Here is a 23,684-nt window from a genome sequence, read left to right as displayed (position 1 = left end):
TCTCACTTCAGTTTCGGATCCAGCGCATCGCGCAGCGCGTCGGCGAACAGCGAGAACGCCGTCACCAGGATGGCCATGGCGCTCGCGGCCGCCGCCAGCTGCCACCATTTGCCGAGGATGAGTTCATTCTGCGCCTCGTTCAGCATGCTGCCCCACGAGACGACGCCCACCGGCACGCCGAAGCCGAGGAACGACAGGATCACTTCGGCCTTGATGAAGCCGACGACGAGGATCGACATCTGCACGAGCGCCACGTGCGACACGTTCGGGAAGATGTGGACGAACATCTTGCGCCAGCCGGACGCGCCGATCGCATCGGCCGCCATCACATATTCCCTCGCCTTGTGCTTGATGTACTCGGCGCGGATCAGGCGGTACGGCCCGGTCCAGCCGGTGAGCCCGAGGATCAGCACGATCGTCAGCACGCCCCTCGTCTGCAGCACGGCGGCCACGGTGAGGATCATGAGGATCGAGGGAATCGACGTGAACACGCTGTAGAACCAGTTGAACAGGTCGTCGACCACCCCGCCGTAGAAGCCGGACAAGGCGCCGAACAGAGTGCCGAGCAGCACGGCGACGAACGCGGCGACGAGGCCGACGACGATCGACGTCTGCCCGCCCTTGATCGTCTTCTTGACGATGTCGTGGCCCCATTTGTCGGCGCCGAACGGCAACGTGGTCCGCTTGGCGGCATGCGCGGCATGGCCGCGGTGCGCCAGCTGCGCCTGCAGGTCGGCGATGTCGGCCGCGAGCGGATCGAACGCGTTGGGCGGCACCGGGCGCTGCGGCTGCGCCAGCGCCGCCAGCGCCGGATCGGGACCGATGAACGTGGGCGGCGCGTAGTTGACGGCGACTTCGTCTTCCCAGTCGGCGGCCACGAGCCCCGTCGCCGCCAGCACGACGGACGCCAGGTACAGGCACACGACGGCCAGCGCCGCCATCGCGACGCGGTCGGCGCGCAGGCGGCGCCAGGCCAGCGTCCACAGGCCGGGAGAGGTGACCGGATGATTCATTTGAGCTGCACGCGCGGATCGACGGCCTGGTACATCAGGTCGGCCAGCAGGTTGAACACCATCGTGGCGGCGGCGACGTAGACCGTGACCGCCTTGATGACGGGGAAGTCGCTGCGCTCGACGGCGAGGATCACTTCGCGCCCGATGCCGGGGATGCCGAAGAAGCGCTCGAGCAAAAAGGCGCCGATCAGCAGCGCCGGCAGGTTGGCCATGACGTAGGTGATGATGGGAATAGCGGCATTGCGCAGCACGTGCACCCACACGATGCGGCGCTCCGGCAGGCCTTTCGCGCGCGCGGTCCGCACATAGTCCTGCCCCACCTCGTCCAGCACGAAGCTGCGGAACAGGCGCAGGGTCGGCGCCACCGACACGGCGAGGCCGATCAGGATCGGCAGCGTGGCGTAGCGCAGCAGGTTTTCCGTGAAGTGCTCGCCCCAGCCCTGCACGGGGAACAGCCCCAGTTTATAGGCGAGGCCGTACTGGAACACGATGATGTAGACGAGGATCGAGATCGACATGCCGACCGTGCACGCGACCATCACGAGCCGGTCCGTCAGCGAACCGCGCACGAACGCGATCGCAAGCGCCAGCGCGATGCCGATCGACGTCTCCAGCACCGTCAGCGGCACGAGCACCGTCAGCGACGGCCCGAGGCGGGTGGCGATGATGTGCGACACGGGCTCGCCCGTCGCCCAGGCGTTGCCGAAGTCGAACGTCAGGATCTGCTTCACGAAGATGCCGAGCTGGACGTACCACGGCGCGTCCAGCCCCAGCTGGGCACGGATATTCGCGATGGCGTGGGCGTCGGCCATCTTGCCCGCCAACAGGTACGACGGGTCGCCGCCGACCCAGTTGAACAGCACGAACACCAGCACGACGACGCCGGCCATCGTCGGCAGCATCTGCCACAGGCGCCGCAGGATATAAGCAAACATCGGGATTCCCGGGTGATTCATCGAACGCGTTCGGAACTATAGACCAGATTGCGCCGCCCCGGCCGGGAAAAGATGTCATGGGGCCATAACCAAATAGATGAGTTGACGGATGAGCGAATGTGGTATTTACGCAATACGCATTGTCATCGTATTGACACATTGTACGCACTGGTGTTCTGATGCGTTGCCAAAATAAAACAGTAGTTTTTTGGCCACCCAGAGAGAGACTACATCATGAGACAACCCGGTCCGGCATACACATACCAAAATTGCACGGAATCGGGAATGCGCCGATGTTTAGCCTTTGCCATCGAAGCACAATTTGGAGTTGTAATGCATCAAAAGAAAGCTATCGCACAAGCAGTGACGCTCGCCCTCGCCTACGCGGCGCTGGGTGTTGCACCGGCCGTGGCGCAAGACGCCCAGGGGCCGATCCAGCGTGTCGAAATCACCGGTTCCAGCATCAAGCGCGCGACCGCCGAAACGGCGTCGCCCGTGCAGGTGGTCAGCCGTGAAGACCTCGCCAAGTCCGGCAAGGGCACCGTCGCGGAATACCTGCAGACCCTGACGTCGGACGGCGCCGGTTCGCTGCCGACCGGTTTCGGCAACGGCTTTGCCGCCGGCTCCACCGCCATCTCGCTGCGCGGCCTGGGCGCCACGTCCACGCTGGTGCTGCTGAACGGCCGCCGCATGGCGCCGTTCGCGCGCGCCGACGACGGCCAGAAGAGCTTCACCGACCTGTCGACCGTGCCGATGGAAGCCGTCGAGCGCATCGAGATCCTGAAGGACGGCGCCTCGTCGACCTATGGCGCCGACGCGATCGCCGGCGTGGTCAACATCATCCTGCGCAAGGACTTCGTCGGCACGGTCTTCAAGGCCGAGGCGGGCGAATCGCGCTACCACGACGCCGGCACCGGCAAGGCCGCCCTCACCTGGGGCCGCGGCCACCTCGACGAAGACGGCTACAACGTCATGGTCAACGCCGAGTTCTACGGCAACTCGTCGCTGCTGAACAAGGACCGCGCGAGCCGCGCCTGGATCGGCCACGGCGACATCCGTCCGTGGGGCTATGCCGCCAACACCCAGTTCGCGGGCGGCTACATCACGCCGGGCGCGTCGAGCCCGACGCCGACCGGCGCGCTGCGCGATCCGAAGACGGGCAACTACGTCTCGCTGCCGGGCTGCGCGCAGTTCTCGGTCACCGCCGCGCAAGACCCGGCCGGCGGCTGCCTGTGGTACCAGGACCAGTTCCGTTCGATGCAGCCGAAGATCGGCGGCATGAACTTCTACACCCGTTTCACCAAGAACCTCGACGGCGGCCTGCAGTTCTACGCCGAAGCCGGCTACTCGAAGCGCGACACCGAATTCACGCTGACCCCGCCTGCGACGAGCTCCACCGTCGCCTTCCCGCCGAACGCCGCCAGCCCGACCGGCGTCATCAACTACGGCAACGCGATCCTGGTGTCGGCCCAGCACCCGCAGAACCCGTACGGCGCCGCCGCGCGCCTGCGCTACTCGATGTTCGACGTCGGCCCCAGCACCCGTTCGGCCGACAACGAATTCTCGCGCTTCGTGTTCGGCCTGAAAGGCACGGTCGCCGGCTGGGACTTCGATACCGGCCTCACGCACTCGGCATCGACGCTGGACCTGAACTACAGCAACATGATCAACATGAAGGTGCTGCAGGCCGCGCTGGGCGATCCGAAGAGCGCCTACTTCCCGTACTACATCGGCACGCAGGCCGGCAAGAATCCGTCCTCGCTGTACGCGGCCATGGTGACGAACGCCACGTCGCACTCGACCACCGAACTCGACGTCGTCGACTTCAAGGCCTCGCGCGAACTGATGCAACTGCCGGGCGGCGCGCTGGGCCTGGCGGTCGGCGCGGAATACCGCCACCAGTCGCTGGACAACCCGTCGCTGTCGGGCACGCAGGACGGTTCGATCAACGCGTCGTACGTCGCCGCCAACGGCGACCAGAACGTCTCGGCCGTGTTCTTCGAAGTGGCCGCGCCGATCGTCAAGACGGTCGAACTGAACGCTGCGGTGCGCTACGACAAGTACAAGGACTTCTCGTCGACCACGCCGAAATTCGGCATCAAGTGGACGCCGCTGAAGACCTTCGCGCTGCGCAGCACCTACACGGAAGGCTTCCGCGCCCCGGGTCCGGCCGAATTCAGCGCGGCCAGCCAGAGCACCGGCAGCTCGTCCGTGCGCGATCCGATCCGCTGCCCGAACGGCACCCCGGCCGCCGGCGGCGCCACCCAGGCCGACTGCGCGATCTCGATCGGCGCGGTCAAGGTCGGCAACCCGAACCTGCAGCCGGAAAAATCGAAGGGCTACACGCTGGGCATGGTGTGGGACCCGCTGGACGGCACCGCGCTGTCGCTGGACGCCTTCAAGATCAAGCGCAGCAACGAGATCAACCCGCTGTCGTACGTCGAAGCGGCCGCCCTGCCGACCGCGATCCGCAACGACAACAACCTCGTCGTGAACGGCGTCGTCGTCCCGAACTCGGGCACGCTGCTGCTGTCGAAGGCGCCGTACCAGAACTCGAGCTTCACCGAGGTCAAGGGCGTCGACCTGGACGTCAAGCAGCGCTTCCGCCTGGGCGACTACGGCCGCGCCACGCTGGGCCTGACCTGGACCCACGTCGCGTCGTGGGTGCGCGCCGAGAAGAACGGCACGCGCTACCAGTACGCCGGCACGCACGGCAACTGCGATACGTCGGATTGCGCCGGCACGCCGAAGGACAAGATCAGCACGAGCCTGTCCTGGGACCGCCAGAACCTGAACGTGACCGCGACGGCCAACTACCGCGCCGACATGCAGAACGTGTACTTCGCCGGCGACAAGTGCGCCTCGCAGTTCGCGAACGGTTCGCCGGCGCCGGGCGACTGCCGCCTGGCCTCGTTCACGACGCTCGACCTGTCGGCCCGCTACCAGGTGACGCCGCAGCTGCAGGTCTACGGCTCGATCTCGAACCTGTTCGACAAGGTCGCACCGCTGGACCCGCTGACCTACGGCGGCATGAGCTACAACCCGATGGACGCCAGCGGCGCCATCGGCCGGTTCTTCAAGGCTGGCGTGCGTTACCAGTTCTGATCGGCTGAACGCAAGCAATGAAAAAACCGCCGCAGGCTGCGAGGCCGGCGGCGGTTTTTTTACGTAGCGCCAACACATTGCGAACGTCACGCGTGGGCGGAGGCCGCCCACCCTACCGGGCTGCGGCGGTTTTTTTACGTAACGCCAACACGTTGCGAACGTCACGCGTGGGCACGTGGTGCCCACGCGTGACGCAAACGCACCACGAACGGACTCAGGCGTCGTCGCGCAGGCGGCGTGCGCGCACGCCGGCGGCCAGGTTTTCCAGCACGGCGATGCTCGTGTCCCAGTCGATGCAGCCGTCCGTGACGGACTGGCCGTACGTCAGTTCCTTGCCCTGCACGAGGTCCTGGCGGCCGCCGACGAGGTGCGACTCGACCATCACGCCGACGATGCGCGTATCGCCCGCCGCGATCTGGGCGCTGATGTCGGCGCACACGGGCACCTGGTTCTGCGGGTTCTTGCTGCTGTTGGCGTGCGAGGCGTCGATCATCAGGCGGCTCGCGAGACCGTTGGCGGCGAGCTGCTTGCAGGCGTCCTCGACGCTGGCAGCGTCATAGTTCGGCGCCTTGCCGCCGCGCAGGATGATGTGGCAATCCTCGTTGCCTGCGGTCGACACGATCGCCGAGTGGCCTCCCTTCGTCACGGACAGGAAGTGGTGCGGCTGCGACGCCGCCTTGATCGCATCGGCCGCGATCTTGATGTTGCCGTCCGTGCCGTTCTTGAAGCCGACCGGGCACGACAGGCCCGACGCCAGTTCGCGGTGCACCTGCGACTCGGTCGTGCGGGCCCCGATCGCGCCCCAGCTGATCAGGTCGGCGATGTATTGCGGGCTGATCACGTCGAGGAATTCGGTGCCGGCCGGCAGGCCCAGCTCATTGATGTCGCGCAGCAGCTCGCGCGCCATGCGCAGGCCGTCGTTGATGCGGAAGCTGTTGTCCATGTACGGGTCGTTGATCATGCCTTTCCAGCCGACCGTCGTACGCGGCTTCTCGAAGTAGACGCGCATGACGATTTCCAGCTCGCCGGCGAAGCGGTGGCGCTGCTCGACGAGGCGGCGGGCATATTCCATGGCGGCGTTCGGATCGTGGATCGAGCACGGGCCGATCACGACCATCACGCGATCGTCCTGGCCATGCAGGATGCGATGCAGCGCCAGGCGCGCCTGCGACGCGGTCTGCTCGGCCTCCGGCGTCACCGGGAATTCGCGGATCAGGTGCGAGGGCGGCGTCAATTCCTTCATTTCGCGGATGCGTAGGTCGTCGGTGCGGGGCATTGCTGTTCTCCGTTCTGATCTGATGATTAAAAATTCGGGGCCGTAAAAAAAAAAGACCGCCAGCTCGGCGGTCTTTTGGATTTTTGTGTCGGACGCTGTTCTGTTACTGCGTGAACCTGCCGCTACTCCACCGCCGTTGGGCTGGAATGGCTAAACCAAAAATAAAAGGTAAAGAAAACGGCGTGGCGCATGTGGGTTCCTGAATGGTCGATTGACTATAACAACATTGCATCGACGTTGGCAAGACTTTATTTGTGCCGTGATCTGTCGGTTACGGTTGCCTATACAGGCGATCGGTTGCGCCAACCAGACACCCTTTTCCCCTGTGCCGGACACGCTTGAGAGATGTCAGTTGCCTCTCCGTGCGAGATGCAAAAGTCGCAACGAGCCCCGGCCGCATGCACACCGGGTCGACCATCCCTCATCGTACATGGAGTCTGGACATGACTGAAACACCGATATCCCGAACGATCCGGCGCCTGTTCGCGGGCGGGGGCGCCATCGGCCTGGCAATCCTGGCACTGCCGGCGCCGGCCCAGGAAGCCGCGCCCAAACCCGTCCCGCGCGTCGAGATCACCGGCTCGAACATCCGCCGCTCCGAGGCCGAGACGGCTTCCTCCGTCATCACCGTCAACCGCGCCGACATCGAGCGTTCCGGCAAGGCCACCGTGGCCGAACTGCTGCAGACCCTGGCCGTCGACAACCAGGGTTCCGTGCCGACCACGTTCGGCAACGGCTTCGCGGCCGGCGCTTCCGGCATCTCGCTGCGCGGCCTCGGCGCCGCGTCCACGCTCGTGCTGTTGAACGGGCGCCGCATGGCCCCGTACGGCCTCGCGGACGACGGCCAGAAACAGTTCGCGGACCTGAACGTGATCCCGACCGACGCCGTCGAGCGCGTCGAGGTGCTGAAGGACGGCGCGTCGGCCATCTACGGTTCCGACGCCATCGCCGGCGTCGTCAACATCATCCTGCGCCGCGACTTCCAGGGCAACACGGTGCGGTTCTCGCGCGGCGCCAGCAACGACTGGGACGGCAAGCGCACGAACGTCGCCTTCACCAAGGGCGTCGGCAGCCTCGACGCCGACCGCTACAACGTCCTGTTCAGCCTCGAGTACAAGAAGTTCGACGAGATCTGGTACCGCGACCGCTCGGACCGCGACTGGATCGGCCGCAACGACCTGCGGCCATGGGGTTATTCGGCCGACCAGGCGCTCGGCGGCACCGGCGCCATCCTGCCCGGCACCGGCACGGCCGGCAGCGCCATCAACGGCAACGTGCGCAATCCGGCCGACCCCACCAACTACTACAACCGGGGCAACCTGGCCGGGCCCGGCTTCACGCGCACGTTCCCCGGCGCGGCCTGTTCCAACTTCACCAGCCACCCGCAGGGCGATCCCGGCGGCGGCTGCCTGATCGACGCGTCCCAGGTCTACAACCAGATCGAGCCCAAGCAGGAAAACCTCAGTTTCTTCCTGCGCGGCTCCTACCAGCTCGACCCGGCCGTCCTGCTGTACAGCGAGTTCAACTGGTACACGAGCCAGACGGATTCGTCGACGACGCCGTCCACGGTCAGCGCCTCCGTCGGCTTCCCGGGCGGCCCCGTCAACAATGCCATCGCCCAGCTGGGCGCCGCCCACCCCGACAACCCGTATTTCGGCACGGCCGCGCGCTTGCGCTACCTGGCGGCCGACGTCGGGCCGCGCGTCTCGAACATCGGCTCCAACTTCCTCCGCTGGCTCGGCGGCGCCAAGGGCTCGAATTTCGGCTGGGACTGGGACTCGTCCCTGCTGTTCTCGCACAACCACGTCAACAACACGCAGAACGGCTACCTGCAGCGCGACGTCGCTTTTGCCCTGCTGGACCCGTCCGCCGCCAACGTGGCCGCGGCGCTGCGCAACCCGGCCTATGCGGCGCTGTCGCCGGGCACCGTGTGGCGCATCGGCGAAAACGCGAACCTGAATTCGCCCGCGCTGTACGCCGCCCTGTCGCCGACCATCGCCAACGCGGCGAACACCAAGGTCGGCCAGGTCGACTTCAAGGCCACGCGCGAGTTCAGCGGCATTCCTTACCTGGCCGGCAATCTGGGGCTGGCGGCCGGCACCGAGTTCCGCCACGAGATGACGGAGCTGATGCCCACCTCGGGCACCGAACGCGGCAACATCATCGGCCTCGGCTATTCCGCCTACTCCGGGGCCCGCAACGTGTTCGCCCTGTACGGCGAAGGACTGGCGCCGCTGCCGTTCAACGTCGAAGCCTCGGCGGCCCTGCGCTACGACCACTTCACCGACGTCGGCAGTTCCTGGACGCCGAAATTCGGGCTCAAGTGGACGCCGGTGCGCGCATTCGCCCTGCGCGGCACGTTCGCGCGCGGCTTCCGTGCGCCGAGCCCGGCCGAAAACGGCGTCGGCGGCCTGGCCGCCTTCTCGACCGCCGCCGACCCCGTGCGCTGTGCGCTGGGCGTGACGAGCAGCTGCAATCCGGCATCGATCGCGCTGATCACGTCGCCCAACCCCAACCTGTCGCCGGAACGCTCGAAGAGCTACACGCTGGGCGTCATCTGGGACCCGCTGCCGCGCACGAGCATCTCGGTCGACTACTGGAAGATCAAGCGCAAGAACGAGATCAACCAGGAACAGGTCGATGCCGCCATCGCCGCCGGCCACGTCGTGCGCGACCCCACCAGCGTGAGCGCCATTCCCGGCGATCCGGGCGCCATCACGGCCGTGCTGACGCGCTACGTCAACTCGGCCCAGAGCAAGGTGCGCGGGCTCGACGTGGACGCACGCTACAACCACCACCTGCCGGACGCCTGGGGCAATGCCACCTTCGACGTCAAGTACACGCACATCTTCGAATGGCTGCGCACCGAGCAGGACGGCACGTCGCGCGAATTCGCGGGCACGCACGGCAACTGCGACGTCACCAACTGCGCGGGCACGCCGGCCGACCGGGTCAATATGCGCTTCGGCTGGGACCGCGAAAACCTGCGCGTGTCGGCCAACGTGAACTACCGCGGCGTACTCGAGAACCGCTTCTTCCGGGGCGACCCGAGCGGCTGCGCCGTGACCTTCGCCAACGGGGCCGACGCCCCGAACGGTTGCGAACTGGCGTCGTTCACGACGGTCGACCTGGTCGTGCGCTGGAAGCCGCGGCAGCGCTGGGAACTGTTCGGCTCGATCCAGAACCTGTTCGACAAGATCGCGCCGCTCGATCCGCTGACCTACGGCGCGCAGGCGTACAACCCGCTCGATTACGAGGGGGCGCGCGGACGCTACTACACGTTGGGGGCGCGCTATTCGTTTTGAGCGGTCGGGTGGGCACGCCGCGCCCACGCGTGACGTATGCGGTGTGTTGGCGTTTCGCGTGGGCACAGGGTGCCCACCCTACGATCCTGGTCGGCGCCCGGCGACATTGAGTTCGTTTTGAGCGGTAGGGTGGGCACGCCGTGCCCACGCGTGACGTATGCGGTGTGTTGGCGTTTCGCTTGGGCACAGGGTGCCCACCCGACCAATTTTGGTCGCCGCCCCTGCGACATCTAGTCGCCGGGGCCCTCTCCCGGCATCGTGTCGGCCATGAGGCGCAGTTCTTCCGGTGTCAACTCGTCGGGCTTCTTGCCTTCGAGCCCGTCGAAGTCGTCCGGCGGCTTTGCGCCCGGTTGCGCCTGCGCGTTGTCGGGTGGCGGGGGCGGCGTCGGGTTCGCTTGCTGTGCGCCGGGCTGTCGGGTTTGATCGTTCGCCATGTCCTGCTCCTTGCGATGGATGATCCAGTCAGGGCAAGTGTGGCACAGGGTTCAGGGCTTGGGCGCACTGTCCGCCAGACGGTCGAGCTTGAGCCAGCCGCCGGCCGCGCGCCCCGTGCGCGGATTGCGGTACGCGACGTCCGCGTAATCGCCATACGTATGGAGGACGGTCAGCACGTCGCCGGGGATGACGAACAGTTGCGGGAGGCGGCATTCGTCCAGCGGCGCCGTATGAAACCAGGCGCGGCCGGTGCCGGTGACGACGCGTCCCGCTTGCGCGGACTCGACCGGTATCCAGCGCGACGCGGCCGTCAATTGGGCCGCTTCGCAGCGGGTGAGCACGTTGGAGAGTTCCTTCATGCGGTCCTGCATCCACACGAACTCGTGCACCTGCGCCGCGCCCTTCCGGGCCAGCTGGACGACCACCTTGTCGCCCGCACGGCGCGCGCCGAAGCCCGTCAGGCAATCGCCGAACGGTTGCGACATCGCCGCCGCATCGCCGGGCCCGATCCGCAGCAAGGTGAAGCGGTGCCGGCATTGCGGGTCCGGCAGCTGGGCGTCGACGAGCACGTAATCGGCGGCGTCCTGCACGGACAGCTTGACGAGGCCGGCGTTGCCGTCGACCTGCCCGAGCGACGCGCCGCGCAAGCGGATGTCGGAACGCTCAAGGGCGGCGCCGGCGGCGGGAACGGCCTGCGTCTCGACCGGGCCGAAGCGCGTGGCGACATTCGTGTGTTCGTCGGCCCGGGCGCACTGCGGCTGCATCGATACGACGAGCGCGGCGACGGCGGCGCCGAAGAACAAACGCCCGCGCAAGGCGGGCGTCGAGCTTGCGAGGGCGGACGCCATCGCCGCGGCTGGCGTCAGGCCGTGCCGCCGACGGTCACGCCGTCGATGCGCAAGGTCGGCTGGCCGACGCCCACCGGCACGCTCTGGCCCTCCTTGCCGCACACGCCCACGCCCGAGTCCAGGCGCATGTCGTTGCCGATCATGGAGATGCGGTTCATCGTGTCCGGACCGTTGCCGATCAGGGTCGCGCCCTTCACCGGGTACGTGACCTTACCGTCCTCGATCATGTAGGCCTCGCTGGCCGAGAACACGAATTTGCCGTTGGTGATGTCGACCTGGCCGCCACCGAAGTTCACCGCATACAAGCCGTTCTTGACCGAGGCCAGGATCTCGGCCGGGTCCTTGTCGCCGGCCAGCATGTAGGTGTTCGTCATGCGCGGCATCGGCAGGTGGGCGAACGACTCGCGGCGCGCGTTGCCCGTCACCGGCATCTTCATCAGGCGCGCGTTCATCGTGTCCTGGATATAGCCTTTGAGGATGCCGTCTTCGATCAGGGTCGTGCACTGGCTCGGATTGCCCTCGTCATCCATGTTGAGGGAGCCGCGGAGGTCCTTCAGCGTGCCGTCGTCGACGACCGTCACGCCCTTGGCCGCGACGCGCTGGCCGATCATGCCGGCGTACGCGGACGAGCCCTTGCGGTTGAAGTCGCCTTCGAGGCCGTGGCCGACGGCTTCGTGCAGCAGCACGCCGGGCCAGCCCGGGCCGAGCACGATGGTCATCGGGCCGGCCGGGGCCGGACGCGCTTCCAGGTTCACGAGGGCCGCCTGCACGGCTTCGCTAGCATATTTTTCCAGCAGTTCGTCGCTGAAATAACCGTAGTCGTAACGGCCGCCGCCGCCGGACGAGCCCATCTCGCGCCGGCCGTTCTGCTCGGCGATGACGGTGACGGACACGCGCACGAGCGGACGGATGTCGGCCGCCAGCACGCCGTCGCTGCGCACGACGAGCACGACGTCGTACTCGCCCGCCAGGCCGGCCATCACCTGCACGATGCGCGGGTCCTTGGCGCGCGCGATCTTTTCGACGCGCTCCAGCAGGGCGACTTTCGCCGTGGCGTCGAGCGAGGCCAGCGGATCGTTCGGCAGGTACAGCGCACGGCCGCCGGTCGGCTGGACGCCGGCCGCGACCTTCACGCGCCCGGCGCCCGCGCGCGCGATCGTGCGCGTGGCGGCGGCGGCGTCCAGCAGGGCTGCCTGCGAGATGTCATCGGAGTACGCGAAGGCGGTCTTGTCGCCCGACACGGCGCGCACGCCGACGCCCTGGTCGATCGAAAAACTGCCGCTCTTGACGATGCCCTCTTCCAGGCTCCAGCCTTCGCTCTTGGTGAACTGGAAATACAGGTCGGCATAGTCGACCTTGTGCGTGAACATGGTCCCCAGCGTCGTGATCAGCTTGCCTTCGTCGAGCCCGAATGGCGTCAACAGTATGTCGCGCGCGACGGCGAGGGAGGAGAGATTCGGTTCGAATGGAGTCATTGCGTCGGGTCTTTCTGATAAGGATAGGGCATTGTGCCATACGTCAGAGTTTGCGGTGTTTCAGCGCCGGCAAACTCTCGCGCACCTTGGCGATGTACTCGGGATCGATCTCGCCGCTGACGATGCCCTCGCCTTCCGGCAAGATGTCCTTCACGTCGCCCCACGGATCGATGAGCATGCTGTGGCCGAACGTGCGGCGGCCGTTCCGGTGCGTGCCGCCCTGGGCCGCGGCCAGCACGTAGCACTGGTTCTCGATGGCGCGGGCGCGCAGCAGCACTTCCCAGTGCGCGAGGCCCGTCGTGTGCGTGAACGCGGCCGGCACGACGATCAGCGCGCACTCGCCCATCGCGCGGAACAGTTCCGGGAAGCGCAGGTCGTAGCAGATCGACATGCCCACGCGGCCGAACGGCGCCTCGAAGCTGCCGACCGTCGCGCCCGGCACGATCGTGCGCGCCTCGTCGTACGATTCGCTGCCCTTGTTGAATCCGAATAAATGGATCTTGTCGTAGCGGCCGACGTGGTGCCCTGCCGGGTCGTAGACGAGCGTCGTGTTCAGCACGCGGGCAGCAATGCCCGACACGAGGGGCAAGGTGCCGCCGATCAGCCAGATGCCGTGCTCGCGCGCCTGCGCGGCCAGGAAATCCTGGATGGGGCCGTGGCCCGGCTGTTCCGCGTGGGCGACCTTGTCCGTGTCCGTCATGCCCATGATGGGCCAGTATTCCGGCAACGTGACCAGCTGCGCGCCACGCGCCGCGGCAGCCGCGATCAGGCGGCGCGCGGTGGCGATGTTCTCGTCCACGTCGGGCGTGGACACCATCTGTACTGCTGCGACGGTCGACTTCGCGTCGGATTTCATTGGGCTCCCTTCTTTTGCTTGCTGCGATCCTGCTGGGCCGCCGCCTCGGCGGCGGCCGCAACGGCGGGCGAATTGTCCAGCTTGACGATGTGCGGCGACTTCCACGGCCCCGTGACCTGCATGTGGTAAGTGAGCGCCTTCATCACGGGTGCGCGCAGGAACAGTTGGGCCAGGAAACTGCCCAGGCCGATCACGGGGTTCACGGCCAGGCCGTACACGAGCGAGCTGGTGCCGAGGTTGAATTCCGGGATCACGACGACGTGCAGGTTCGTCGATTCGTGCGCGATGTCGGCCGTGCCGTCCATCAGCACCGTCGCCGCGACGCCGTGCATCTTGAGGTTGTCGGTGCGCACGACGCCGCGCGTGATCATCGCATTCGCCGTGATGCCGTCGAAGGCGAGGCCTTCCGAGAAGACGTCGTGGAAGTCGAGTTTCAGCATGCGCGGCAGCATCTGCAGGCTCAGCACGCCCAGCAGTTTCGCGGCGCCCGGGTCCTGCTTGAGGAACTGGCCATCCTCGACGTTCATCTGGATCTGGCCCGACAGGCTCGGAATGTCGAGCGAGTATGGCAAGCCGGCCCACGAAATGTCGCCGGACAGCGAGCCCTTGCCGTGGCGCAGCGTCTCCGGGAAACCGAGGCGGTCGAGCAGGCGGCCGGCGTCGCTGATGTCGAGCGTGAAATTCAATGCCGTATTGCTCTTGCCGTCGCGCGTGAGCCAGCGGCCGTTCGCCTTCAGCTGGCCGTCCGGATTCGTCAGCGCCAGCCGCTCGATGCGCCATTCGCGTCCGGCCAGCGCCTGCGCATTGCTGGCCGCCAGTTCCAGCCGTCCGAACTGCTTGCCCGACAGCTCGAAGCGCTCGGCCACGATATCGAGGCCGGGAATGCTGGCGGTGGCGCCCTTGCTCGATTCGAGCAGGTCCTTGACTTCGTTCGCGGACGATTCCGGGATCACGAGCGACGCGAGACGGGCCGTCACCTTGCCCAGGCCCTGGCCCGTGGGCGACTCGTTCCACGTCACGTAGCCGACCACCTGGCGCGAATCGATGCTGGCCTGCCACGTATTGTTCTGGTGCGTGGCGCCGACGACGACGTCGCGCAGCGACCGTTCGCCGATGGTAAGTTCGCTGGCGCGCGCGGCGATCGTGTCCGGCAGCACGTACTGGGCCATGCCCGCGCCGGTGGCGTTGTCGACGGTCGCGTTGCCCGTCGGCGCGGCCTCGCCCGGCCCGGCGATCTCGGCGGCCGCCGCGAGCCAGCGGTCGACGTTCAGCGCCTTCATGTTCACGTTGATCATCATGCCGCCGTCGGGCTCCGGCGCCGGCACGTTGACGCCGATGCCGCCGCGCTTGACGATCCACGTGCCGTGCGGCTGGCGTTCGCGCACGTATTTTGCGGCGGCGATGTTGCCGAGCGCGACGCGGACCTCGTCGTGGCCGACGCCGTCAAGCCCCGTCGGCTGGCCGGCGAGCACGAAGTGCAGCGGCAGCGCTTCCGCGGCGGGCTTGTTCAGCGGCGCCGGCAGTTCGACGCCGAGACCGGCCAGGTTGGAGTCGATGACGATCTGCGACTGGCGGTCCTTCACGGTGACGGTGCCGCCGAAGCGCGCCCCGCCGCTCAGCTTGGTACCCAGGCGCTGCAGCGCCGGCAGCGAGCCCGTGCGGCGCATGCCGTCGGCGGTGACGCTGCCGGCCATGCGGATCTGGATGGTGCCGTCGCGCTGGGTGCCGCCGGACAGTTGCAGCGGCCCGCCGAGGAAGCTGGCGCCCACGCCGTTCAGGTTGACGCCGCGCTCGGAGAATTCGATGCGGCCCAGCGCGGCTTCGATGGGCGGCAGTTCGGGGAACAGCACGACGTCGTTGTTCTGCAACTGCAGCGCGCCCTGGACCTTCGCGTCGTGCAGGCTGGCGAGCGGCAGGTGCAGCTTCAGGCCCAGCCTGGCGGCGCCGGTCGCGCGCGTGTCCTCGGTGAAGTTGCCGATCCATTCGAGCACGGGGCTGGCCGCCACGTAGCGCAGGAAGTCCGGCAGCGGGCCGGCGGCCGCGCCGTCGATGTCGAGCATCATCTCGTGCACGCCCAGCTCGGGGATCACGGCGCGCACGTTCGACAGCGCGATGCCCTGCGTGCGCGCCGTGTCGGCGTGGATGTCCATGCGCGCGCGGTCGAACACGATCGACCCCTCGATGTTTTCCAGCAGCGGCCACAGCGGTGCCTTGCCGTCGGCCGCCTTGTGGCCCGGTGCGTACTCGAGCTTGCCGTCCTCGATGCGGCCGCTGACGCGGAACTCGCCCTTGGCGCGCAGGGCCGCGTTGTCGGCGTGGAACGGGAAGTGGGCCAGGTCGCCGCGCAGGCGCAGGCGCGCGTCGTGCAGGGTGCCGCCCTGGAGCGCGCCGGTCAGCCACTCGCGCAGGCCCTCGGGAGTCGCGAGCGGCAGCCAGTGGCCAATGCTCGCGATGTCGAAATTGTCGACCGTGCCCGTGAAGTCGGCGTCGCCCGGCCCCTGCCCGGGCGTCAACGGCAGCAGGTGGCGGCCGGACAGGCTCGCCTTCAGCGCGCCCTGCGACAGGTTCATGCTGTCGACTTCGACGAGCAGGCGGTCGTCCTGCGGGAAGCTCCAGCGCGCGTGCAGCGCGAGCTGGTCGAACGGCATCTCGGGTTCGGCGAACCAGGCCGGCAGCGCCAGCACGAGCTTGTCGGAATCGACGTCGACGCTGCCGCCATGGTCGCTCGCGTCGACGCGGCCGGACAGGTTCCTGAAGCCGGGCAGCGCCGGCCGTGCCGCCTGGGCCGGCTGGCCGTCGGTCGCGGCCAGTTCGGCGCGCGCCGCCAGCGGATTCATGCCCAGGTTCTCGACCTCGCCGCGCACGCGGTAGCCCGTGACGTGCGGAAAGCGGCCCTGCCATTCGACGTCGGCGTCATTGATGCGGCCGTGCGGCGCCAGTTCCGTCAGCAGCTGGCGCTGGGCCGGTGCGATGGGGAGTTGCACGGCGAGCGCGGCCAGTGCGCCCACGTCCAGCTGTGCGGCGCGCACCTCGAAGCGTTCGGGCCGGGTGCGCGTGGCCGGGTGCCAGGATTCGGTCAACGTGGCCGGCGGCAGCACGACGCCGTCTTCCGTGACGACGGCAAAGTTTTCCAGGCCGATGGCATGGCCGAGCGCGCCGAAGGTCGGCTTGCCGTCGTCCACGTTCGGCGCGATGGTTTCGCTGGCCGACAGCCGGCCCGACACGCGCGCCAGCGCCAGCGGCGGCGTGTCCGGCCCGAGGCGCGCGCTGACGCCGGCCAGCGCGAGGTCGGCGGTAAAACCGGCCAGGCGCGCGTGATCGAAGTCGAGCCAGGCGCGCACGGAGCCGCGGCCCTGCTGCAGGGCGAACGGGTAATCGACGTACTGCTTCCAGGCGGCGAGATCGGTGTTGCGCAGGTCGGCATACACCTGGCCTTTCCAGCGCCGCGCGTCGGACGGCCTGGCGCCGAACGCCGGGTGGGAAAAGCGCGCGCGCAGGTCGAGCGGGTCGCCGGCGCCCGACGGCGGCGCGGCTTTCAGGGCGAAGCGGTGCGTCGTCCAGCGGTTCTGCAGCACGAGGGTCACGTCCGACAATGCCAGCGTCGGCGCGCCGCGCAGCTCGTCGGTCCAGGACAGCCGGCCTTCGCGGATCACGATTTCGTGCTGGCGCAGCAGCCAGTCGGCGCCGCCGCCCTCTTCCTTCCGGTTCGGATCGATGCGCACCCCGGCCACGGCGATGACGCCATCGCGGCCGCGGCGCACGTCCAGCTCGGGCCGGTTGATTTCCAGCGCGTCGAAACGGGGTTCGGCCGCCACCACCGACCACCACGACAAGGTGGCCGACACCGACGGCAGCGCCAGCAGCTGGCGCCCGGCGCGGTCGCGCACACGCAGGTCGCCGAGGTACAGGTTCGGATGCAGGCCGCGCCACGACGCGTAGACGCGGGCGATGGTCACCTGGTTGCCGAGCGCGCGGCTGGCGGCCCGTTCGATGTCCGGCTTGTAGAGGTCGATGTTCGGCAGCACCGCGTAGCGCAGTACGAGGAACAGCGCCATGAACGCGAAGTAGACGAGCAGGACTGCCTTGATCGTAAAGCCGAGCACGTGATGCGACGCCAGGTTGGCATAGCGGTAGCACGTACGCGCGCGCGCCCAGCGCTCCGCCAGCGGCACATGCTCGTGCGCGTGCTCAGGCGCGCCTCCCTGCGGGTGCGCCTGCTCGTGCGCGTCGTGCTCGCGCTGCGCCTGCGGTTCCGGGTTGTGCATCAAAACGCTCAAAGGCTCGCCAACTATTGTTTATCTGTAAATAAGAGAGCGCTTGCAACATTCGCGGCGTCTACCTTACCATCATGCTGACCCAGGGCAGCATGGCGGGCAATTTTACCCCATAGCAAGCGTCCCGGAACGCACAAACTCCTCTGGAATTCGCCCGATGCTCCAAGTTTCTCCCTCGCAACCCTCCACGCAGTCGATGGCGCCGATGTCGCGCTTTTACCAACGCTGGATCGGCGCCGACCCGGCCCGTGCCGGACGCGTCGATACCCTTGCCGCATTATCGCTGGCCTCTCTCGATTTCGGCGCAGCGCTGAAGTCCGAAGCCGCGCTCGGTCCAAACGGTTCGGTGCTCCCGACGGTACGGGCAATGCGCCGCCTGCGCAACCTGCTCATCTGCGCCATCATCCGGCGCGACCTCGCCGGCCAGGCCGACCTCGACGAGGTCGTCACGGCGATGAGCCGCTTCGCCGACTTCGCCGTCCAGACCCACCTGGCCGAGCTGATGGCCGAAATGACGGCCCTGCACGGCGAGCCGATCGGCGCCGATTCCGGCCGTCCCCAGCAAATGATGGTGCTGGCGATGGGCAAGCACGGCGGCGGCGAACTGAACGTCTCGTCCGACATCGACCTCATCTTCGTCTACCCCGAGGACGGCGACACGAATGCCGGCCCCGGCCGGAAATCGCTGTCGAACCACGAATTCTTCGTGCGCCTGGGCCGCAAGCTGATCGCCGCGCTGTCGGAGGTCACCGAGGATGGTTTTACGTTCCGTGTCGACATGGCATTGCGTCCAAACGGCAAGTCGGGCCCGCTCGTGGCGAGCCTGAACATGGTCGAGGACTACCTGATCGTACAGGGGCGCGAGTGGGAACGTTATGCCTGGGTCAAGGCGCGCGCGGTCACGGGCGATCCGGCCGACATCGCGGCCCTCGACGCCATCGTGCGGCCGTTCGTGTTCCGGCGCTACCTCGATTTCGGCGTGATCGATGCGATCCGCACCATGCACGCCCAGATCCGCGCCGAGGTCAACCGCCAGGAACGCCTGCATCCGGAGCGCAACCAGAACGTCAAGCTGGGCCGCGGCGGCATCCGCGAGATCGAGTTCCTGGCCCAGGTGTTCCAGCTGATCCGCGGCGGCCGCGACCCCGCGCTGCGCGAGCGTTCCACGCGCAAGACGCTGCGCCTGCTGGCCGAACGCGAACTGCTGGCTGGCGACACCGTCGAGCAATTGCTTGAGGCGTATTCTTTCCTGCGCAACCTGGAGCACCGCCTGCAATACCTGGAAGACGCGCAGACGCACACCATGCCCGTCGCGCCCGAGGACAAACACACCGTCGCGCGCATGATGGGGATGGCGGACGAAGGCGAACTGCTGGCCCGGCTGGACGCCTGGCGCCACTTCGTCGCCGCCCAGTTCGACGCGATCTTCGCCGACAAGGCGGCCGGCGCCGAGCCCGTCGACCCGGACGCCCTGCTCACCGATCCGGACAACCGCGACGCCATCGCCGACCGTCTCGCCAGCCTCGGCTTCGACGACCCGCAAGCGGCCGCGAACCGCCTCGTCGCCACCTGGCAGGCGCCGCGGCTGCAGACCCTGCCCGAAGCGAGCCGCCACCGCCTCGTCGCCCTCGTGAATACGGCGCTGACGCAGATTCCGGCCGTCGTCGCCGACGCCGGGCTCGGCAGCCACGCGGCCCTGCTCGGCCGCCTGCTCGATTTCTTCGAAGCCATCGCCCGGCGCTCGGCCTACCTGTCGCTGCTGACGGAATATCCGCACACCCTGGAGCGGGTGCTGCGCATGATCAACGCGTCCGGCTGGGCCGCGACCTTCCTCACCCAGCATCCGATCCTGCTGGACGAATTGCTGGACGACCGCGGCAACGCGGCCGAAGACTTGCCCGCGCTGGCGGCCAGCCTTGCGGCCCAGCTCGACGCGGCCGCCGGCGACACCGAACGCCAGCTCGACATCCTGCGCGAAGCCCACCACGCCCAGATGTTCCGCCTGCTCGCGCTGGACCTGGCCGGCGAACTGTCGGTCGAACGCCTGGCCGACCACCTGTCCGCGCTGGCCGACCTGATCGTGTGCGAGGTCGTGCGGCGCGCCTGGCGCACCATCGCCTCGCGCCACCGCGAGGTCCCGCGGTTCGCCGTGGCCGCCTACGGCAAGCTGGGCGGCAAGGAACTGGGCTATGTGTCCGACCTGGACGTGATCTTCCTGTTCGACGACGACGACGACATGGCCGCGTCCAACTACGCCAAGCTGGCGCAGCGCTTCATCACCTGGATGACGACGCACACGCCGGCCGGCATCCTGTTCGACATCGACACGGCGCTGCGGCCGGACGGCGCGTCCGGCATGCTCGTGTCGTCCGTGGCCGCGTTCGAGCGTTACCAGCAGACATCGGCATGGATCTGGGAGCACCAGGCCCTCACCCGCGCCCGCTTCTGCGCCGGCGACGCCGCCATCGGCGCGCGCTTCGAGGCGATCCGCGAACAGGTGCTGCGCCAGGACAGGTCGGACCGCGAGGCCGAGCTGCGCGGCGAGGTCGTCAAGATGCGCCAGCGCATGCGCGATGCGCACCCGCCGCGCGACGAGCGTTTCGACCTCAAGCACGACGAGGGCGGCATGATCGACATCGAATTCATCGTCCAGTACCTCGTGCTGCGCCATGCCTGCGCGTATCCGCGGCTGACGGCGAACGTCGGCAACATCGCGTTGCTGAAACTGTGCGGCCAGCTCGGCCTCATCGACGCCGGCCTGGCCGACGGCGCGGCCGCGGCCTACCGCGCGATGCGCAAGCTGCAACACCAGGTGCGCCTGCAAGGCCAGGAAAACGCCCGCGTGGAACGCAGCCTCGTCGCGAAGCATGCGGACGTCGTCGTGCGGCTGTGGCACGACTGCTTCCACGTATAGGGGCACGCACAGGCGCACGCAAGCGCCTTTTTCCTTTCGGCATGTTGTTTTTTATCAACGTTTCCATTACAACAAATTTCCATATTGACATTTGTCAATACCGAATGCTCTGATAAGGCCAGCGTATGGTTTGATCTGCGGCAAAGTATTTACGCCCAGCCGCGCAACCAGGAACGCGTCCTCATCGGAGAATCCATGCAACACCGTACAAAGATCGCCATGGCCGTTGCCGTCGCCTTGAATGCGATGGCCGGCCTTGCCCATGCACAAACCGCGGACGCGATGCAGCGCGTCGAAGTGACCGGCTCGCGTATCCGCCAGGTCGACCTGGAAACGGCCCAACCCGTCCAGGTGATGACCCAGGAACAGATCCAGAAAACGGGTCTCGTCACCGTCGGCGACATCCTCAACAACCTGTCCGCCGCAGGCACCCCGGCCTTCTCGAAGGGCTCGACGCTGACGTCGAACCGCGAACAGGGCGGCCAGTACATCAATATGCGCAACCTGGGGGCGAACCGCCTGCTGGTGCTGGTGAACGGCAAGCGCTGGACCCAGACCGTCGCCGGCTATACCGACATGTCGACCATCCCGGCGTCGCTGATCGAGCGCATCGAAGTCCTCAAGGACGGCGCCTCGTCGATCTACGGTTCCGATGCCATCGCCGGCGTCGTCAACGTCATCCTCAAGAAGACCATGCATGGCGGCCTGGCCAGCGTGTACGACGGCCAGAACGAGAAAGGCGACGGCAGGAAGAAGGATTACGCGCTCGCCTGGGGCACGGGCGACGACAAGGCCGACATGATGTTCGGCCTGACGTACACCGAGGACGGCGTCGTCTGGGCGAAGGACCGCGACGTCACCGCCACCGCCTATGGCCCGAACCACCTGAACGCGGGCTTCGGCGCGAGCCCGTGGGGCCGCATCCGCCAGGTGAGCGCCAGCGGCGGCGCCGGCGGTTTCAACAAGATCCTGAACCACACCGGTTCGTACCTGGGCGACGGCACCGGCTCCAATGCGCGCGATCCGGACAATTATCACAACTATGCCGGCGCCGACGCCGACACGTTCAATTCGTCGAACCAGATGATGTACACGTCGCCGACCCGGCTGGCGTCCATCTTCACCAAGGGCAGCATCGCCCTGCCGCACGAGATGCGGTTCACGGCCACCGCGATGTTCGCGGACCGCGCATCGTCGCGCGAGGTCGCCGGCTATCCGCTGAACTCGATGACGCAGTCGAAGTACCCCGTCTACATCGACAAGGACGATTACTACAACCCGTACGGCAACCAGGCGGCCGGCGCCGGCAAGGGCGTCGACCTGTTCTTCTACCGCCGCACGATCGAAGTGCCGCGCGTGACCGACAACGGCAACCGCACCCTGCACATCGACGCGAGCCTGGAAGGCGCTGTCGGCGTGTTGGGCAACGTCTGGAACTGGAACGTCGGCTACAACCACAGCGCCATCACGGGTTCGGTGCAGTCGGCCGGCAACCTGAACCTGCTGAACCTGAAAAAGGCCCTGGGGCCGTCGTTCATGAACGCGGCGGGCACCGTGCAGTGCGGCACCGCCGCGAGCCCGATCCCGCTGGCCGAATGCGTGCCGTTCGACATCCTGGGCGGCCCGTCGGCTTCGACCGCCGCCGCGCTGAACTACGTCATGGCCAACGGCCAGGCCACGTACGGCTCGACCGTCAACAGCGCCACCGCCGACATCACCGGCGACCTGTTCGACCTGCCGGCCGGCGCCGTCGGCATGGCGGCCGGACTCGAGCACCGTTCGGTCAGCGGCTACGACCGCCCGGGCCAGTTCGAGCAGTCGGGCTATTCGACCGACCTGGCCGGCAATGCCACCGTCGGCAAGTACACCGTGCGCGAAGCCTACCTGGAATTCAACGTCCCGCTGCTGAAGAACAAGCCGTTCGCACAACTGCTGAGCGTCGACATCGCGTCGCGCTACTCCGACTACAGCAACTTCGGCACCACGACCAACAGCAAGGCCAGCGTGATGTGGAAGCCGATCCGCGACCTGCTCGCGCGCGCCACGTACGCCCAGGGCTTCCGCGCCCCGACCCTGAGCGACACGTTCGGCGGCGGCCAGCAGGCCTACGATTCCTACCTCGACGCCTGCGACAGCAAGTACGGCGAAGCGGCCCGGAACCCGGCCGTGGCGGCCCGCTGCGCGGCCGCCGGCGTGCCGGCCGGCTTCCGCCAGCTCAACCAGGCCGGCTCGCCGGTCCCGGCCGGCGGCGCCCAGACCCCGGTGCCGTTCAACGCGGGCGCCGGCAACGGCGCGGTGCAGCCGGAAACGGCGACCACGAAAACCTTCGGCCTCGTCTACAGCCCGGGCTGGCTGAACGGCGCCTCGATCGCGCTCGATTATTTCGACATCCACGTCAAGAACCGCATCACCGGCGTGACGGCGACCTACGAAATCAACCAGTGCTACGTCAGCGGCGTGCAGGCGTTCTGCGACAGGATCGGGCGCGACCCGGCCACCGGCATGATCTCGAACCTGTCGCGCGGCAACGCCAACCTGGGCGAGCTGCAGACCAGGGGCGTCGACCTGAACTTCGCCTACCGCTTCCCGCGCATGGCGTTTGGCCAGCTCAACGTGCGCTCGGAATCGACTTATACCGATACGTTCCGCATCAAGAGTACCGCCACGTCGGACTGGGAAAACGACGCCGGCGAATTCACGTACAACCGGGTGAAATCGAATCTCACCCTGGACTGGACCCTCGGCAACTGGAGCGCCTCGCTGGCGTCGCGCTACTACAGCGGCGTCAAGGTGCATTGCTGGAGCGCGGCCAACAACGAAGAGTGCAGCAACCCGAACGACCCGGCCAGCTGGGGTACCGGCTATACGACGCTGGGCGCCATGGTCTACAGCGACCTGTCGGTGGGCTATGCGCTGCCGTGGAAAGCCAGGCTGCTGCTCGGCGCCAACAACGTGTTCGACCGCAAGCCGCGCATCGTCTACGACGCCAGCACGTCATTCGTGAACGGCACGTCGGCCTCGTCGGCCGTCGATCCGCAACTGCCGATCGACCGGCTCTTCTACGTGCGCTACAACCAGTCGTTCTGACGGTCGCCCGCGGCAGGTCGTCGCGGCACGCATGTTGCATGGATGCCGCGTCAAACCGGCTCCATTTTTGCGGATTTACAACAACACGCGAATATATCGCCGCCTCTAAATTGTTACATTTATTTTACATTTTAATGTCAAACAAACACACTCTTGTTATT

Annotated in this window: 12 protein-coding genes; 4 read left to right on the top strand and 8 right to left on the bottom strand. The window is 67.3% G+C overall.

The window, feature by feature from the left end:
• Positions 1–2: 2 nt before the first annotated feature.
• Together ACEN9Q_RS02680 and ACEN9Q_RS02675 are read right to left on the bottom strand one after the other, a co-directional pair.
• Positions 3–1,013: an ABC transporter permease gene (locus ACEN9Q_RS02680; RefSeq protein ID WP_495627272.1), complete on the bottom strand. Its 1,011-nt coding sequence runs from the start codon at positions 1,011–1,013 to the stop codon at positions 3–5.
• Positions 1,010–1,948 carry an ABC transporter permease gene (locus ACEN9Q_RS02675; protein WP_056439020.1) on the bottom strand — a complete coding sequence of 313 codons (939 nt, stop codon included), beginning with the start codon at positions 1,946–1,948 and terminating at the stop codon, positions 1,010–1,012. The genes ACEN9Q_RS02680 and ACEN9Q_RS02675 overlap by 4 nt, the downstream gene beginning before the upstream one ends.
• A gap of 333 nt (positions 1,949–2,281) precedes the next feature.
• Between ACEN9Q_RS02675 and ACEN9Q_RS02670 the strand changes: the two genes are divergently transcribed.
• Complete coding sequence (locus ACEN9Q_RS02670) at positions 2,282–5,053, top strand: TonB-dependent receptor (protein ID WP_495627271.1); 2,772 nt, start codon at positions 2,282–2,284, stop codon at positions 5,051–5,053.
• 214 nt (positions 5,054–5,267) lie between these two features.
• Here ACEN9Q_RS02670 and aroG read toward each other — a convergent pair whose 3' ends face one another.
• Positions 5,268–6,329 carry a 3-deoxy-7-phosphoheptulonate synthase AroG gene (aroG, locus tag ACEN9Q_RS02665; protein WP_056439015.1) on the bottom strand — a complete coding sequence of 354 codons (1,062 nt, stop codon included), beginning with the start codon at positions 6,327–6,329 and terminating at the stop codon, positions 5,268–5,270.
• Between the two features lie 443 nt (positions 6,330–6,772).
• On the opposite strand from aroG, the gene ACEN9Q_RS02660 reads away from it, so the two are divergent.
• On the top strand, positions 6,773–9,634 hold the full coding sequence (locus tag ACEN9Q_RS02660) for a TonB-dependent receptor (RefSeq protein ID WP_495627270.1): 2,862 nt from the start codon (positions 6,773–6,775) through the stop codon (positions 9,632–9,634).
• Positions 9,635–9,864: 230 nt separating this feature from the next.
• Here ACEN9Q_RS02660 and ACEN9Q_RS02655 read toward each other — a convergent pair whose 3' ends face one another.
• The 5 genes from ACEN9Q_RS02655 to ACEN9Q_RS02635 are packed head-to-tail and all read right to left on the bottom strand — an operon-like array spanning position 9,865 to position 17,513.
• A complete protein-coding gene (locus tag ACEN9Q_RS02655; protein ID WP_056439009.1) occupies positions 9,865–10,068 on the bottom strand; it encodes a hypothetical protein in 204 nt (67 codons plus the stop codon).
• Between the two features lie 51 nt (positions 10,069–10,119).
• The gene (locus ACEN9Q_RS02650) at positions 10,120–10,917 is read right to left on the bottom strand and encodes a hypothetical protein (RefSeq protein ID WP_495627269.1); all 798 of its coding nucleotides are present in this window, start codon (positions 10,915–10,917) and stop codon (positions 10,120–10,122) included.
• Between the two features lie 14 nt (positions 10,918–10,931).
• Positions 10,932–12,392 carry a metalloprotease TldD gene (gene tldD / locus ACEN9Q_RS02645; RefSeq protein ID WP_495627268.1) on the bottom strand — a complete coding sequence of 487 codons (1,461 nt, stop codon included), beginning with the start codon at positions 12,390–12,392 and terminating at the stop codon, positions 10,932–10,934.
• A gap of 43 nt (positions 12,393–12,435) precedes the next feature.
• Positions 12,436–13,248 carry a carbon-nitrogen hydrolase family protein gene (locus tag ACEN9Q_RS02640; protein WP_495627267.1) on the bottom strand — a complete coding sequence of 271 codons (813 nt, stop codon included), beginning with the start codon at positions 13,246–13,248 and terminating at the stop codon, positions 12,436–12,438.
• Positions 13,245–17,513, bottom strand: coding sequence for a YhdP family protein (locus ACEN9Q_RS02635; RefSeq protein ID WP_495627266.1), 4,269 nt, complete (start codon positions 17,511–17,513; stop codon positions 13,245–13,247). Before ACEN9Q_RS02635 ends, ACEN9Q_RS02640 begins: the two co-directional genes overlap by 4 nt.
• Positions 17,514–17,679: 166 nt before the next feature.
• Between ACEN9Q_RS02635 and glnE the strand changes: the two genes are divergently transcribed.
• Together glnE and ACEN9Q_RS02625 are read left to right on the top strand one after the other, a co-directional pair.
• Positions 17,680–20,436 carry a bifunctional [glutamate--ammonia ligase]-adenylyl-L-tyrosine phosphorylase/[glutamate--ammonia-ligase] adenylyltransferase gene (gene glnE, locus ACEN9Q_RS02630; RefSeq protein WP_056438997.1) on the top strand — a complete coding sequence of 919 codons (2,757 nt, stop codon included), beginning with the start codon at positions 17,680–17,682 and terminating at the stop codon, positions 20,434–20,436.
• A gap of 195 nt (positions 20,437–20,631) precedes the next feature.
• Positions 20,632–23,523, top strand: a complete 2,892-nt coding sequence (locus tag ACEN9Q_RS02625) for a TonB-dependent receptor plug domain-containing protein (RefSeq protein ID WP_495627265.1) — start codon at positions 20,632–20,634, stop codon at positions 23,521–23,523.
• Positions 23,524–23,684: the final 161 nt, after the last annotated feature.

Source organism: Massilia sp. Masssp93 (assembly GCF_059491295.1).
Note: the sequence above shows the minus strand (reverse complement) of the source record. Positions and strands in the feature narration are given on the sequence as shown.